At 62.8% G+C, this 14,445-nt stretch carries 12 protein-coding genes and 1 riboswitch; of the genes, 7 read left to right on the forward strand and 5 right to left on the reverse strand.

What is annotated here, in order from left to right:
- Positions 1–85: 85 nt before the first annotated feature.
- Both cobW and cobU read right to left on the reverse strand, forming a co-directional pair.
- Positions 86–1,150, reverse strand: a complete 1,065-nt coding sequence (cobW, locus tag BLU35_RS22780; RefSeq protein WP_093234604.1) for a cobalamin biosynthesis protein CobW — start codon at positions 1,148–1,150, stop codon at positions 86–88.
- Positions 1,151–1,153: 3 nt separating this feature from the next.
- Positions 1,154–1,678 carry a bifunctional adenosylcobinamide kinase/adenosylcobinamide-phosphate guanylyltransferase gene (cobU, locus tag BLU35_RS22785; protein WP_093234605.1) on the reverse strand — a complete coding sequence of 175 codons (525 nt, stop codon included), beginning with the start codon at positions 1,676–1,678 and terminating at the stop codon, positions 1,154–1,156.
- 363 nt (positions 1,679–2,041) lie between these two features.
- Positions 2,042–2,264: riboswitch (cobalamin riboswitch) on the reverse strand.
- 243 nt (positions 2,265–2,507) lie between these two features.
- Here cobU and BLU35_RS22790 point away from each other — a divergent pair.
- The gene (locus tag BLU35_RS22790) at positions 2,508–4,739 is read left to right on the forward strand and encodes an adenylate/guanylate cyclase domain-containing protein (RefSeq protein ID WP_093234606.1); all 2,232 of its coding nucleotides are present in this window, start codon (positions 2,508–2,510) and stop codon (positions 4,737–4,739) included.
- Between the two features lie 40 nt (positions 4,740–4,779).
- Here BLU35_RS22790 and BLU35_RS22795 read toward each other — a convergent pair whose 3' ends face one another.
- Complete coding sequence (locus BLU35_RS22795) at positions 4,780–5,406, reverse strand: class I SAM-dependent methyltransferase (RefSeq protein WP_093234607.1); 627 nt, start codon at positions 5,404–5,406, stop codon at positions 4,780–4,782.
- A gap of 148 nt (positions 5,407–5,554) precedes the next feature.
- The gene (locus BLU35_RS22800; RefSeq protein ID WP_093234661.1) at positions 5,555–7,012 is read right to left on the reverse strand and encodes a cobyric acid synthase; all 1,458 of its coding nucleotides are present in this window, start codon (positions 7,010–7,012) and stop codon (positions 5,555–5,557) included.
- 250 nt (positions 7,013–7,262) lie between these two features.
- Here BLU35_RS22800 and BLU35_RS22805 point away from each other — a divergent pair, with 250 nt between their 5' ends.
- The 5 genes from BLU35_RS22805 (at position 7,263) to BLU35_RS22820 (ending at position 11,439) form a co-directional block, all read left to right on the forward strand.
- Positions 7,263–7,406: a hypothetical protein gene (locus BLU35_RS22805; protein ID WP_093234608.1), complete on the forward strand. Its 144-nt coding sequence runs from the start codon at positions 7,263–7,265 to the stop codon at positions 7,404–7,406.
- Positions 7,407–7,594: 188 nt separating this feature from the next.
- Entirely contained in the window at positions 7,595–7,855 is a 261-nt protein-coding gene (locus BLU35_RS35095) for a hypothetical protein (protein ID WP_143032967.1), read from the forward strand.
- A gap of 340 nt (positions 7,856–8,195) precedes the next feature.
- The gene (locus BLU35_RS22810; RefSeq protein ID WP_057254177.1) at positions 8,196–9,194 is read left to right on the forward strand and encodes an ABC transporter substrate-binding protein; all 999 of its coding nucleotides are present in this window, start codon (positions 8,196–8,198) and stop codon (positions 9,192–9,194) included.
- 294 nt (positions 9,195–9,488) lie between these two features.
- Positions 9,489–10,400, forward strand: coding sequence for an ABC transporter permease (locus BLU35_RS22815; RefSeq protein ID WP_057254175.1), 912 nt, complete (start codon positions 9,489–9,491; stop codon positions 10,398–10,400).
- Positions 10,393–11,439, forward strand: coding sequence for a quaternary amine ABC transporter ATP-binding protein (locus tag BLU35_RS22820; RefSeq protein ID WP_057254173.1), 1,047 nt, complete (start codon positions 10,393–10,395; stop codon positions 11,437–11,439). Before BLU35_RS22815 ends, BLU35_RS22820 begins: the two co-directional genes overlap by 8 nt.
- A gap of 244 nt (positions 11,440–11,683) precedes the next feature.
- On the opposite strand, the gene BLU35_RS22825 is transcribed toward BLU35_RS22820, so the two are convergent.
- The gene (locus BLU35_RS22825; RefSeq protein WP_093234609.1) at positions 11,684–12,556 is read right to left on the reverse strand and encodes a D-alanyl-D-alanine carboxypeptidase family protein; all 873 of its coding nucleotides are present in this window, start codon (positions 12,554–12,556) and stop codon (positions 11,684–11,686) included.
- A 474-nt stretch (positions 12,557–13,030) separates the two neighbouring features.
- Here BLU35_RS22825 and BLU35_RS22830 point away from each other — a divergent pair, with 474 nt between their 5' ends.
- Positions 13,031–14,389, forward strand: a complete 1,359-nt coding sequence (locus tag BLU35_RS22830; protein WP_093234610.1) for an O-antigen ligase family protein — start codon at positions 13,031–13,033, stop codon at positions 14,387–14,389.
- Positions 14,390–14,445 lie beyond the last annotated feature (56 nt).

Here is a 14,445-nt window from a genome sequence, read left to right on the forward strand (position 1 = left end):
GCAATTCCGAACGGAAACGCGTGAAGCGGCTTCCGTCCGGAATTGCGTTATTTCAATGCGTTAGATCATTTCATTCAATGAACGATCAGACGAGCGCAGCAATCGCAGCGCGAACCGCCGCCTCGTCCATGTCGTGCAGGCCGATGACGACGAGACGCGTGCCGCGCTTTTCGCCGGCCGCCCAGGCGCGATCGTAATACTGGTCGATGCGGGCACCGACCGCCTGGATCAGCAGGCGCATCGGCTTGCCAGGCACATCGGCAAAACCCTTGAGACGCAGCACGTCGTGCTCGGATATCACGCCCTTGAGGCGATCGATGAAGGCGGCCGGATCGGCGATGGCGCCGAGCTCGACGACAAAGCTGTCGAACTCGTCATGGTCGTGCTCCTCGCCCGCCTCATGCTCCATCTCGTGATGCGACTTGCGGTTGGCGATATCGCTTTCGGTGCCGACGCCGAGGCCAAGCAGGATGGCGGCGGCCACCTCGCCGTTCTTCGCCTCGATCATGGTCGGCTTGCGGCTGGTGCGCGAGGAAACCTCGTCGCGTACCGCCTTGAGGCCGGACGCGTCGATCAGATCGGTCTTGTTGAGCACGATCAGGTCGGCAGCGGTCAACTGATCCTCGAACAGTTCCTCGATCGGGCTTTCATGGTCGAGATTGTCGTCCTCGACGCGCAGCGCATCGACCTTGTCATGGTCATCGGCAAAGCGGCCGGCGGCAACGGCAGCGCTGTCGACCACGGTGACGACGCCATCGACGGTGACTTCACTGCGGATATCCGGCCAGTTGAAGGCGGCGATCAGCGGCTGCGGCAAAGCCAGGCCCGAGGTCTCGATGATGATATGGTCCGGGCGGTTTTCGCGCTCGAGCAGCTTGGTCATGGTCGGGATGAAATCATCGGCCACGGTGCAGCAGATGCAGCCATTGGTAAGTTCGATGATGTCGTCCTCGGTGCAGGCCTCCGCACCGCAGCCCTTCAAGACGTCGCCGTCGACGCCGAGATCGCCGAACTCGTTGATGATCAGCGCGATGCGCTTGCCGTCGGCGTTCTGCAACAGATTGCGGATCATCGTCGTCTTGCCGGCGCCGAGGAAGCCGGTGATGACAGTCGCCGGGATCTTGCCGTGGCTGGTTCTCGCAGTGGTCATTATTCAACCCTTCATTTTCAGCGGCAAACCGGCCGCGACAAAGTAAACTTCAGCGGATTTCTCCGCAACGATCTGGTGAAGCCGGCCGGCATGGTCGCGAAACTCGCGGGCCATGCGGTTCTCGGGCACAATGCCGAGGCCGACTTCGTTGGAAACGAACACGAAGCGCGCCTGCGCCTGCGGCAGGTAGGCAACAAGCGAGGCGAACTCCGCCTCGATGTCGCGCTCCTCAAGCATCAGATTGGTGACCCACAGCGTCAGGCAGTCGATCAAAACGACATGGGTGGGGTCGTCGATGCGCCGCAGAATGCCGACGAGATCGACCGGCTCCTCGTGCGTCGTCCAGCCTTCGCCGCGGCGCATCTTGTGATGGTCGATGCGCGCGCGCATTTCGTCGTCCCAGGCGCGGCCGGTGGCGACATAATGTTTGGTAAGGCCGGACGCTTCGACGAGCTTCTCGGAAAAGCTGGACTTGCCGGAACGGGCGCCGCCGAGGACCAGAACGGGTCCGGCGCTGGGATTGCTCATCGCGACCGCGCCAAGGTCAGCGGCAGATGGCAACAGCCGTTCGACGCGCCGGCGGCGCGTTCGGGAAAGTATCTGAGAGCCAAAACAACCTCCGTGATGGCGTTGGAGACGACACGTCTCCTCGGGCGGAATGCCCATGTCGGGTGGCAGGTCTCCTGGCTCACGGCGTCACGAGGCCCCACATCGCCTCGCTCAGAATGGACGAGGTTCCGATGTCAGGACCCGAGCGGCCCGCCTCACCTTCCCGGCGCTTTCCGGTGCCACAGCGAACCTTTGCGCGTCGTCTCCGACGCATGGGCGCTGTGGGCGGCTTCGTGAAAGGCGGACGATTCGTAGAAGAAGAGGCGTCCAACCCGGCTGATCACGATGCCACGCCAGTGGCTTTTCCGGCTCGATCCCGACCTGCCTCGATTGCCCCATGCAACCGGCTGGCAGCTCTGAATTTGAGCCCGATGGCGAACCCTGACCGTTCTACAGTCGCGGGGTCGGCTGCGATAAGGATGCCCGATTTGGGTCCATCCGTCACATTCCCAATTATTCCCCCCGATCGCCACGACAAGGGGGAACCATCCAACATCCGATGATTAGGAAGCGGGCGCCGCAAAGTCAATCGACGCTTGCGACACCTCCCCGGCCGACTTGCGTCGCGCGACGATTTGTCGAGCGCGAAGCCGCACCGGACATTAGGCGAATGGCAGATCGCGAACGAACATATTTTAGCAATTACAGATGTTGCGTTAAACTGCAGCGCCGCGCGTCCTATGGACGCGCAAAGGTCGCTGAACCATCCCGCAACCGACCCGAGGGGCTTCGTTTATCCGGTAGGCACATGGAACGCAGGCTCGCCGCCGTGATGATTGCCGACGTTTGCGGCTATGGGCTGCTTACCCAGGCCGACGAGGAGGGTACCTGCGCCCGCTTTCAGGCCGACCTGCACGAACTATTCGAACAAAGCATCGAGACGCATCGCGGCCGGCTGATCAAGACCATGGGCGACGGCCTGCTGGTCGAGTTCCACAGCGTCGTCGAGGCAGTCCGATGTGCGGTCGAGGTGCAGCGCGCCAAATCTGATAGTCGCGGCGTGGACGCGGGGCGGCTGCAATTCCGCATCGGCATCAATCTTGGCGACGTGATCGTCGAGGGCGACGACATCCACGGCGATGGTGTCATCATCGCCGAGCGCCTGCAGAGCCTGGCCGAACCGGGCGGCATCGTCATCTCCGGCACCGCCTACGACCAGGTCGAGAAGCACCTCGATGTCGGTTTCGTCTTTCTCGGCGAGCAGCGCCTGAAACACGTCGAAAAACCGGTTCGGACCTACCGTCTCTGGCTGGACGAAGCCCACGCCGGCAAGCCGAAGGCCAGGGCGCACCGTGGAAGACGCTGGGTCGCCCTGGCAGCGGCATCTGCCCTGGCATTCACAGCCGCCGCCGGCGCCGCCTGGTGGCGCCCGTGGCAGCCGCCTGCCGACATCCGTCCGGCTCAGGCTGTGGACTTCAGCCAGGCAGACAAGCCCTCGATCGCCGTGCTTCCGTTTGCCAATGTCAGCGATGACCCCAAGCAGGAGTTTTTCGCCAATGGCATGACCGACGGCCTCGTCACCGAACTGGCCCAGATCTCCGGCCTGTTCGTCATCGCGCGCAACTCGACGTTCACCTACAAGGGGAGATCGGTGACAGCCAGGCAGGTGTCGGAAGAACTCGGTGTGAGATATGTGCTTGAAGGCAGCGTCCAGCGTGCCGGAGAGCAACTTCGCATCAATGCGCAGCTCATAGATTCCCTGGATGGCGGTCACGTCTGGGCCGGAAAGTTCGACGGATCGCTCACCGACGCCTTTGCGCTGCAGGACGAAGTGATGCGCGGCATTGCCGAAGCGCTTGCGTTGCGGCTGGATCCTGACCAGCAGATGGCCTTCGGGCGCAAGGAAACGACCGTGCCGGCGGCCTTCGATGCGTTCCTGCGCGGCTGGGAGCACCACCGGCGCACCACGCCCGAAGACTTCGCAAAGGCACTGCCCTATTTCGACCAGGCGATTGCGCTCGATCCCGCCTATGGACGTGCCTATGCCGCCGCAGCCATGGTCTATGCGCGCATTTATCTGTGGCGCTGGCACTATCAGCTGGGCATCACGCGCTTCGAGGCGCGAGCCAAGGCGCGGCAGTTTCTGCGGATGGCGCAGAAACATAAGACGGCACTCGCCTATCAGGCAGCGGCCCTCCTTGCCGAAGTGGACTGGCGGCATGCCGACGCGCTCGCAGACCTCAAGGAAGCGATCGCGCTGGAACCCGGCGACTCCTGGAGCTACGCATTGACGGCCTTCGTGCTGACATCCGCCGGTCGGCCGGCGGAGGCCCTGCCCTATATCCGCACGGCGATCCGCCTCGATCCGCACTCCCCGTCCTTCTTCCTGTACGTCCTCGGCCTGACGCAGTTCAGCCTGGAGGATTTCGAAGTAGCAGCAGCGGCGGCGAGAAGCAGCATCGCGCTCAACCCCCAGGATGACGGTCCTTTCCTTCTCCTTGCCTCTGCCGCCGGACATCTCGGTCACCGCGCGGAGGCTGAGGCGGCAGTCGCCCGCTACGACGCGCTTCGCATCAGCCGTGGCGGAACGCCCGTCTGCATTTCAGAGCGCCCGCCGCTGGACCTGGCGCAGCCGCATGCCAGCGAGAAGCTCTATCAGGGACTGCGCCTGGCGGGCGTGCCTGAGACCCTGATGAACACCGACGTCAGCATTCGCGACAGGCTGCCAGCCGATGAGCTCCGTTCGTTGTTCTTCGGGCACCGGTTGCGTGGACGCATGCTGGATTCGGGCGAGGAACATGAAGCTGTCGTTTCGCCCGAGGGCATCGCCACCTTGACGGGAGACTGGGCTTCGCTCGGCGCCGGCAGGATGAGCAACGTCGAGGTCCGGTTCGAGAAGGACGAGGTTTGTTTCCTGTGGCTGAAAACGACGAACCTTTGTGGGATGGTCTCGCGGAATCCCGGAGGACTGAGCGCCCGGGAAAACGAGTTCATCTGGTACCACGGCGACAGAGCCTTCACCTTCTCGCAGGTGCGCTAGCCACGGCAGAAGCGACGCAGGCGCCAAACCGGTTGCGGCCCTAGTGCGTCACCCGCTCCAGCACGCTGAATTGAAAGGCCTGCGTCGAGTTCCACGGCGTCGTGTGCTGGTGCATGATATGCTCGACAAGCCGGAAGGACGGTCCGATCACTTCGGCCAGCGCCGCCGGGTCGTAACGCGCCACGGGCAGACCGCTGCAGCGCTCCGGACCATCGGGCGCGAAGGTGGCGATAACGGCGTGTCCGCCCGGAACGACGGTCGCCGTCAGGCGTTCGATATAGGCCGCCCGGTCGTCCGGATCGGTCAGGAAATGAAAGGCGGCGCGGTCGTGCCAGATGTCGTAGGTCCGATCCGGCCGCCACGCGGTCACATCGGCCGCAACCCAGTGGACCGCGTCGGCCCGCAGCCCGAGCCTTGCCCTGGCGGCATCGAGCGCCGCCGGCGACAAATCGAGCACCGTCACTGATTTCATGCCCTCGTCGAGCAACACGTCCACCAGCCGCGAGGCGCCGCCGCCGATATCGATCAGCGACGCGGTGGCGATCGTCACGTGCCTGCGGATGAGATCGAGCGAAACGGCGGGCGCATCTTCGAACCAGCTGACCCCCGCTTCGCCTTTCGATTGATAGGCTTTGTCCCAATGGGCTCGTCTGGTTTCGTCCTGCATTGCAACACCTGTCTCCGAGCGCGGCCGCAGCTGAGCGCTCCATTCTTCCCAGTGAATTCTACAGCGGAACGGTGGAAGATGCTGGGGTTTCAGGCTTGTCCATGCTGTCGCCAGGAATCCCGATGATTTCCGCTGCCCGCCTTTTCGGTTATCTGCCGAGCAGCCCGTCCAGCCAGCGCCGGTCGAGTACCGCCTCCAGCTCGCCGGCGACATCGTCGAGCGCCGCGTCGACCGACTGGCGGTAGTTGCTGGCGCCGCCTTCAATGCCGAAGCTCTTCAAAAGTGCTGTGCGATAGGCGTCACTCGTGAACAGCCCGTGCAGATAGGTACCCATCACCCGGCCGTCGGCAGAAAGCGCACCATCCGCACGGTTGTCGATGCGAACCGAAGGTCGGTCGCAATCGGCCCCTTGCGTCTTGCCCAGGTGGATCTCGTAACCCTCGAGGGCCACGTCATGCTCCAGCGACCAGGCGCGGCTGTTGCGCACGGTCTTTTCCGGCGCCATCTCGGTCTCGACGTCGAGAAGCCCGAGGCCCTCGACCGCACGTTCGCCACCCTCAATGCCGAGCGGATCAGTGACCCGACGACCGAGCATCTGGTAGCCGCCGCAAATGCCGATGACCCGTCCACCGCGGCGCACATGGCGCTCGAGATCGCGATCCCAGTCTTGCGCCTTAAAATCGATGAGGTCGCCGATGGTCGACTTCGATCCGGGAATGACGACGAGGCCGGCATCAGCGGGGATCGGGTTGCCCGGCCGGACGAAGACGAGATCGACCTCGGGCTCGGCGGCCAGCGGGTCGAGGTCGTCGAAATTGGCGATGCGCGACAGCACCGGCACGGCAACCTTCAGCGCCCGTCCCTCGCCGCGCGTCAGTTTCTCCAGCACGACCGAATCTTCTGCCGGCAGCCTGGCTGCTGCCTTCAGCCATGGCACGACGCCGAAACAGGGCCAGCCGGTGAATCGATTGACGGCGGCGGTGCCATCATCGAACAGCGTAACGTCACCGCGGAACTTGTTGATGAGGTACCCGGTGACCATGCGCCGGTCCTCGTCCGAAAGGATCGCATGGGTGCCAACGAGCGAGGCGATCACCCCGCCGCGGTCGATGTCGCCGACGAGCACGACGGGCACGTCGGCGCGCGTCGCAAAGCCCATATTGGCGATATCGCCGGCCCTCAGGTTGATCTCCGCCGGCGAGCCCGCGCCCTCCACCACCACGAGATCGGCGCCGGCCGAGATCTGTTCGAAGCTTTCCAGCACGGCGCCAAGCAGCTTCGGTTTCAGCGCCTGGTACTCCCGGCCCTTGGCCTGCCCCGTCACCTTGCCCTGCACGACGATCTGGCTGCCGACGTCGGACTGCGGCTTCAAAAGCACGGGATTCATGTGCACGGACGACGGCACGCGCGCGGCCAGCGCCTGCAGCCATTGCGCCCGGCCGATCTCGCCGCCGTCGTCGGAAACGGCGGCGTTGTTCGACATGTTCTGCGGCTTGAACGGCCGGACCTTTAAGCCCCGATTGGCGGCGAGCCGACAGAGCCCCGCCACCAGTACCGATTTTCCGACATCCGAGCCGGTTCCCTGCAACATGATCCTGCGTGTCATGCGGCCATCGGTAACACTGAAACGGTCAGCGGCAAAGGTCTGTTTCGACACGATTTCGCCGCAATCGAGCGAGGCTTCTCACGCATTGTTTCGGCCTTTCGCAAGGCTTGTCGAAAATGCCGCAGCCGGTAGCCAAATTGCGACATCGCATGGCGAGTTTGGCATTCATTCTATTGCAGCGCACACCTATATCAGCGGCATAGCAACACGCTCCGGGGGATAGGCCTCCGGCCTCTCAAGGTTTACGTCCATGCTGTACATCTTCAGCAAGCCCAACTTCGTCCAGATCGCCTGGAACTCCAAGGTTCCGACCAGCCAGTCACGCGTGCGCAACCTCGTTGTCGACGCGCCCTTCGGTCCGCTCGGCTTCATCCGTACGTCGAACGTCGGCTAGGTCCGCGATCGGGGCGCAGATGCCCCTTCGAGCTCTCCTCCCAGAGCCTCCTCCACCGCCCCATCCGGGGCGGTTTTTTTATGTCCGACGCTGGTGCTGAAATGCGAAGGCCGCATCAACCTCGAGAAGAGGGATGCGGCCGCCCAAAAAACGCCTGGTCACTTCGGGGTAACGCACCGAAGGTTCGCTTGAAATCCGGGACGCACTACCTGATCCGGACCCGCGGCAGTCCCCCGCCGCGAGAAGAACAATTAGCTGGACATCGTTACCGGATGGTTATTGAGGATTTAACCAAAGATGAATTCCGGCTTTTTTTGAATTTTTTTCGCGACATGCGCGACAATCGCCGTGACGCAATCACGACAGGAAACGTCAGGATCTCGACAGGGATTCGAACGATGTGGCGCATAGCGCCATTTTTTGCGGCAGGAATTGTCGGTATTGCTTAAATTCGGCCTTTCTCATGCTCAAAAAGCGCCCGCCAGCGATGTCGCAGACAGAACGCGCAAAGAGCGGCGGCAACCCGACGTTCCGATTGAAGAGGTTGATTTCTCAACGAGAATACTTAGGCTTGGCTGGCGGTATAAGAGGAGATTGGCGGGCGACAGGGTTCCGCGGCCAGGGCTGAAAACGAACTCCCGCACCGTCCGCAGCAAGGGTGAACCTTGGTTTGATTTGATGCCGAACCCCAGGCTGCATGATTGCTCCGGGTGACGGAGGATGCTCGGCATCCGCCGTAGGTTCCCGTTTGGATATTGGCTGCAAATAAAGACTGGGAGGTCTTGCAACATGAAGAAACTCCTCGCTTCCACCATTCTCGCCGCGGGCCTCTACGCTCTGGCGGGTTCCGCACAGGCTGCGGAATGCGGTGAAGTCAGCATTGCCGAAATGAACTGGGCTTCCGCCGGCGTCGCCGCCCAGGTGGACAAGTTCATTCTCGAAAACGGTTACGGCTGCACCGTGACGCTGGTCACCGGCGACACCATGCCGACCTTCGCTTCCATGAACGAAAAGTCGCAACCCGACATGGCGCCGGAACTCTGGGTCAACGCCGTGCGCACGCCGCTCGACGCCGCGATCAAGGAAGGCCGGCTGATCGAAGCCGCCAAGATCTTGAGCGAAGGCGGCATCGAGGGCTGGTGGATCCCGAAATTCCTCGCAGACGCGCATCCTGACATCAAGACGGTGCAGGACGCCCTGAAGCATCCGGAACTCTTCCCGTCGCCGGAAGATTCGTCGAAGGCCGCGGTTCACAATTGCCCGTCGGGCTGGAACTGCCAGGTCTCGACCGCCAATCTCTATCGGGCACTGGACGCGGAAAAAGCCGGCTTCCTGCTGGTCGATACCGGTTCGGCCGCCGGCCTCGATGGCTCGATCGCCAACGCCTTCGAAAAGAAGACCGGCTGGCTCGGCTACTACTGGGCGCCGACCGCCATTCTCGGCAAGTACGAAATGACCCGCCTCTCCTTCGGCGTCGACCACGACAAGGCCGACTGGGACGCCTGCACCGCCGTTCCTGACTGCCCGACACCGAAGGTCAACTCCTACCCGGTTTCCGACGTCTACACGGTCGTGACCAAGTCCTTCTCCGAGAAGGCCGGCGTCGCCATGGATTACGTCAAGGCGCGCAAGTGGGACAACGGCACCGTCAACAAGGTTCTCGCCTGGATGGACCAGAACCAGGGTACCAACGAGGATGGCGCCAAGCACTTCCTCGCCGAGTTCCCGGACATGTGGACCCAGTGGGTGAGCCCGGAAGTGGCCGAAAAGGTCAAGGCGGCACTCTGACACGACACAAGGGCAGGCGCGCCGTCCCTCACGGCCGCCTGTCCGTTCCGGTTGTGATGCCGGAACGGGGACAATGCAGCGCTCTCACGGGTTCCGTTCGAGCGCGCGTCGTTCCAGAGGCGGCGAAGCGAGGCCGTCCGCGTCGCAAACAGTAAAGCGGACGCCACATTTCGCTGACACAGTTCAAGAGCCGGGCCCAAAGAGGCCACCAGCAGTGTGCGCAGGCATCGACGCAAATCGATGCCGAGACGCAACCGGCGAGATAAAAGACTTCCGGCCAAGAAGGGGATACATATGGCATCCATCTGCAGTGTCTTGCCAGCTTTGCTCTGCAAGTTCCCTGCCATTGACGAAGGCACGATCCGGCTCGCTCGCAAGACCGTCGATGACGGCTTCAAGGGATTCGTGCGGTCCTATGGCGACATCATCGACAGGATGGTCCAGCCGCTTCAATGGTTCCTGAACTACCTCGAAAGCCTGTTCGTCGGCTCGCCCTGGATCCTGGTCCTGGTGCTCATGGTGGCGGTCGTCTATTTCGGCAGCCGCAACATCAACGTCACCATCGGGACGGCGCTGTCGATGATCGCCATCGGCCTTGTCGGGCTTTGGAACGACACGATGGTCACGCTTGCGATGGTCACCGTCTGCACGCTCATCTCGATCGTCATCGGCATTCCGATCGGCATTCTGATGGCGCGCTCGGACCGGGTGCAGGCCTTTATCAACCCGATCCTCGACGTCATGCAGACGATGCCGAGTTTCGTCTACCTGATCCCTGTCGTCATGGTCTTCGGCCTCGGCAAGGTGCCGGGCCTCATCGCGGTCGTCATCTACGCCGTGCCGCCGATGATCCGGCTGACCAATCTCGGCATTCGTCTCGTCGACAAGGAAGTGATGGAAGCGGCCGACGCCTTCGGCTCGTCGTCCTGGCAGAAACTGAAGAATGTGCAGATGCCGCTCGCCTTGCCGACCATCATGGCCGGCATCAACCAGACGATCATGATGTCGCTGGCGATGGTTGTCGTCGCTTCGATGATCGGCGTCGGCGGCCTCGGCAAGAACGTGCTGCAGGCGATCGCCAACCAGTTCTTCACCGTCGGCTTCCTCAACGGCTTTGCCCTTGTCGGCATAGCCATCATTTTCGACCGTACCAGCCAGGCCTTCGGCAAGCGGCTGCAAAAGCACTCGGAGGTTATCCATGGCTAGTCACGCGATCGAGGTGAAGAACCTCTACAAGATCTTCGGACCCCGCGGCGGCGACTTTGTCGACGCCGTCAAGAAAGGCTTGGGCAAGGCCGAGCTCAACGAGAAGCACGGCCACGTGCTCGGCCTGCAGGACATCAACATCTCCATGCCCGCCGGCGGCGTCATGGTGGTCATGGGTCTCTCCGGCTCCGGCAAGTCGACGCTGATCCGCCACATCAACCGGCTGATCGACCCGACCTCGGGCGAAGTGCTTTATGACGGTGTCGATGTCTGCAAGATGAACGACGACGCTCTCCGGGAATTCCGCCGCCACAAGACGGCGATGGTGTTCCAGAAATTCGCGTTGCTGCCACACCGTACCGTGCTCGACAACACCGTCTACGGCCTCGAAATCCAGGGCATCGAGCGCAAGGAGAGCGAGAAGCGTGCGCGCGGCTGGATCGAGCGCGTCGGCCTCAAGGGCTTCGAAAACCACTATCCGAACCAGCTTTCGGGCGGCATGCAGCAGCGCGTCGGCCTTGCCCGCGCGCTCACCAACGACGCCGATATCCTTCTGATGGACGAAGCCTATTCGGCGCTCGATCCGCTGATCCGCGTCGACATGCAGACCGTGCTTCTCGACCTGCAGAAGGAACTGAAGAAGACCGTCGTCTTCATCACCCACGATCTCGACGAGGCGCTGCGCCTCGGCGACAAGATCGCCATCCTGCGCGACGGACGCGTGGTGCAGCAGGGCACCGGCCAGGAGATCGTGCTTTCGCCGGCCGACGACTACATCACCGCTTTCGTCAAGGAAGTGAACCGTGGGCGGGTGATCAATGTCGAAACGATCATGCGCCCGCTCTCGGGCAATGCCGAAGGCGTACCGCTCGTGACCGGGACCGTGCTGGAATCGGCCGCCCGCATGATGACCGCTGCCCGTGTCACAAGCGCCCATGTGGTCGACGTCAACGGCCGCCCGATCGGTGCGCTCGACCTTTCCACCGTCATCTCCGCCATGGTCACGCCAACGAGCCACGAGGATCGCGCGGCGGCGTGAGTCGGCGAGCGAGCGGTGCCGTCTAAAGACGCGCCCCTCATCCGCCTGCCGGCACCTTCTCCCGGTTCTGACGGGGAGAAGGGACGCGTGGCGAAGTCGCATTCCCTAGCTCAACAAGATCACCCGGAACACCGGGCGCCATAGCTGGCGGTCAACCCAAGGCTGACAGTTGGCGACAGTCCGCGTCCCCTCGCCCCGCCTGCGGGGAGAGGGTTAGGGTGAGGGGCAGACTGTTCTTCTGCGATCAGTTGGTCGTCGTGGTCGCTGCCGTTGCCGCTGCAACCGGCTCGGCAACGCTGGCAGCACTCGCGTCTTCCTTCGGCGGCAGGAACTTGTCGAGCAGAGCGATCATGTCGTCGTCGCGCGCCTGTGCAGTCTTGCCGCCCATGACGACGGCGACGAGCCGGGTGTCGCCGCGCTTGGCGGAGGTGACGAGGTTGTAGCCGGACGCGTCCGTATAGCCGGTCTTGATGCCGTCGACGCCTTCGTAGCGCTTCATCACGCCGTTATGGCCGCGCAGCTTCATGCCGCGAAACTCGATCGTCTTGTTGGCGAAGAGCTGGAACTCGGCCGGAAAGTCGCGCATCAGCGCCAGGCCGAGCGTCGCCATGTCGCGCGCCGTCGTCACCTGGGCCGGGTCCGGCAGGCCATTGGCGTTCTTGAACACGGTGCGGCTCATGCCGAGAGCCTTGGCCTTGCGGGTCATCATCTCGCCGAAGGCAGGCTCGTTGCCGGCAAGCGTCTCGCCGATGACGACGGCTGCGTCGTTGGCCGAAAGCACGACCATGCCCATGACCGCTTCGCGCACGGTGATCTGGTGGCCGGCGCCGACGGCAAGCTTGAACGGCTCAAGGCCGTTGGCGTGTTCCGAAACCGTCAGCTTCTGGTCCCATTGCAGGGTGCCGTTCTTCAGCGCTTCGAAGGCGAGGTAGATCGTCATCATCTTCGTCAGCGACGCCGGAAAGTTCAGCTCGTCCGCATTATCGGCTTCGAGGATCGAGCCGGTCTCGGCGTTGACGACAAAATGCGCCTGTCCGGCTGCGGCATAGGAGGCGCTGCCAATGAGCAGGCTCACGGAGACCGCGGCGGACGCGACCATACGGATAAGGGACTGCATATCGTGTTTTCTCGTTTCGACGCTATCGAACGACCTCGGGACGAAAATCGTGATCGAATTATGGAAGACATGCCGCTCAATACGGCAGCGGCCGCGTTTTCCACGGCCGAGACATCCCCGCCTTTTTATGGGTAGCAGGCCGGCGCGGCAAGCACCTGCGGCAATCCGTCTGCAAATATCACAGTCCCGGCGGCCGAGGCACAAAGCCGTCGCCCCACTGCATGTCTCCTTAAATCGATCTCGATCTAAGGACAAAGACATGCAGAAAGTCAAAGTGCTACAGCGACCTTTGCGCGTCTGATAAGACGCGCGGCGCTGTAGGCAACACCATCTCGCGCTTCACCGAGGTTTAACCTGATTGCGCCAAGGTGACCGTCTCCCCTGCCCGGCCAGCCTCAACGGCGACACCGGCGTGGGTTCACAAACGAAGGCGTCGCCCGCGACGCGGCAAACTTCCACCCGTTTCGGCAGGCCATGCACCCGAACTCAGCCACGGCAAACCTATCCACCGAGCGTCAGCGGGTGCCGGCTGCCTTCGATGCCGGCCTGGCGGAGCTCGTCCACGGTCTTGCCGCGCTGCTCTCGGGCCTTGGCCTGTTCCTCATCGTCTTCACGCTGATCCCGTTTGAGGGTGCGGTAACCACGGACCCCAACGCCGCCAACGAAGGCAATATCATCAACCAGGTCGGCTACCTGGTGCTCGGCGCGGTCTATTTGTTCGCCATGCTGCTTACGGTCGACAGGCGGATATTGGCCCGCCTGGTCTCGCCGAGCTGGATCGCGATCTTCGCGATCGCCTATCTCTCCTGCCTGCAGTCCTATGATCCTGCGGCTTCCGCCCGCGGCCTGACGCTGAGCCTCATTGCGATGATCATGGTGGCGGGCGTGCTGGTGCTGCCGAGGAGCGAGCGAGATTTCGTCAATGCCGGCGCCAACGCCATCCTGCTTCTGATCCTGATCGACTATGCCGCGCTCTTCGTGGCGCCCGACCGCGCCATCCATTCGGCCTTCGGCGACGAACCTTGGCACGCCGGCTTCTGGCGCGGCCACCTGCTGCACAAGAACGTCTCGGCGCCGGTCTTTTCCATCCTCTGCATGTTCGGCATCTATTGCCTGCGTGCCGGTGCGCCGCTGCGCGGCTGGGCAATCACGCTTCTTGCGGCCAATTTCGTGCTTCATACCGGGTCGAAGACGACGATCGGCTTCCTGCCGATCGCGATCGGCCTCGTCTTTGCCGGGCGCGCCGTGCGCAGCCCCAGCCTGATGATCCTCGCCCACCTCGCCATGTCGGCTCTGATCTTCGGCCTGACGCTTGGCAGCATCTATTCCGACACGCTGCTTTCGATCACCAAGGCCCTGATCGACGATCCGACATTTACCGGCCGCGACGACATCTGGAAATTCGCCAGTGCCAGCATCGCCGAGCGCCCGTGGCTCGGCCAGGGCTATGCGAGTTTCTGGCTATCGCCCGTGATCATGGGAATGGAAGCGAATTTCGAGGCGAGCTGGGACGTGCGCGGCATCGTTACCGGTCACAACAGCTATCTCGACGCGGTGCTGATGTTCGGCGTGCCGGGCGGCATCCTCATGACGGCCCTCCTCTTCGTCAAACCGCTCTTCGATTACATCCGCGCCTATCGTCGCCCGCAGGCGCAGATCTTTGCCGACTTCTGCGTGATGGTGGTCATCTTCATGACCTATAATGCCATGCTCGAAAGCTTCTTCCTCAATCGTGCCGACCCGATGTGGCTGCTGACCGCGCTTGCCGTCTTCGGGCTCGGGCTTGCCGGCCGCATGAGCATGCGCGCGGAAGCGCCAGCCTCCCGACGCTGAACGCTTGCCAAGACATAAAGATATCTTTATATCTTAGTGTAATCTCTTCTAGCCGG

Origin of the sequence: Sinorhizobium sp. NFACC03, assembly GCF_900103435.1 — a bacterium.
Taxonomy (GTDB): domain Bacteria; phylum Pseudomonadota; class Alphaproteobacteria; order Rhizobiales; family Rhizobiaceae; genus Ensifer.

Excerpts from the sequence above, each read along its gene's own strand:
- cobW (WP_093234604.1), bottom strand. The coding sequence starts at position 1,150 with ATGACCACTGCGAGAACCAGCCACGGCAAGATCCCGGCGACTGTCATC.
- cobU (WP_093234605.1), bottom strand. The coding sequence starts at position 1,678 with ATGAGCAATCCCAGCGCCGGACCCGTTCTGGTCCTCGGCGGCGCCCGT.
- BLU35_RS22790 (WP_093234606.1), top strand. The coding sequence starts at position 2,508 with ATGGAACGCAGGCTCGCCGCCGTGATGATTGCCGACGTTTGCGGCTAT.
- BLU35_RS22795 (WP_093234607.1), bottom strand. The coding sequence starts at position 5,406 with ATGCAGGACGAAACCAGACGAGCCCATTGGGACAAAGCCTATCAATCG.
- BLU35_RS22800 (WP_093234661.1), bottom strand. The coding sequence starts at position 7,012 with ATGACACGCAGGATCATGTTGCAGGGAACCGGCTCGGATGTCGGAAAA.
- BLU35_RS22805 (WP_093234608.1), top strand. The coding sequence starts at position 7,263 with ATGCTGTACATCTTCAGCAAGCCCAACTTCGTCCAGATCGCCTGGAAC.
- BLU35_RS22810 (WP_057254177.1), top strand. The coding sequence starts at position 8,196 with ATGAAGAAACTCCTCGCTTCCACCATTCTCGCCGCGGGCCTCTACGCT.
- BLU35_RS22815 (WP_057254175.1), top strand. The coding sequence starts at position 9,489 with ATGGCATCCATCTGCAGTGTCTTGCCAGCTTTGCTCTGCAAGTTCCCT.
- BLU35_RS22820 (WP_057254173.1), top strand. The coding sequence starts at position 10,393 with ATGGCTAGTCACGCGATCGAGGTGAAGAACCTCTACAAGATCTTCGGA.
- BLU35_RS22825 (WP_093234609.1), bottom strand. The coding sequence starts at position 12,556 with ATGCAGTCCCTTATCCGTATGGTCGCGTCCGCCGCGGTCTCCGTGAGC.
- BLU35_RS22830 (WP_093234610.1), top strand. The coding sequence starts at position 13,031 with ATGCACCCGAACTCAGCCACGGCAAACCTATCCACCGAGCGTCAGCGG.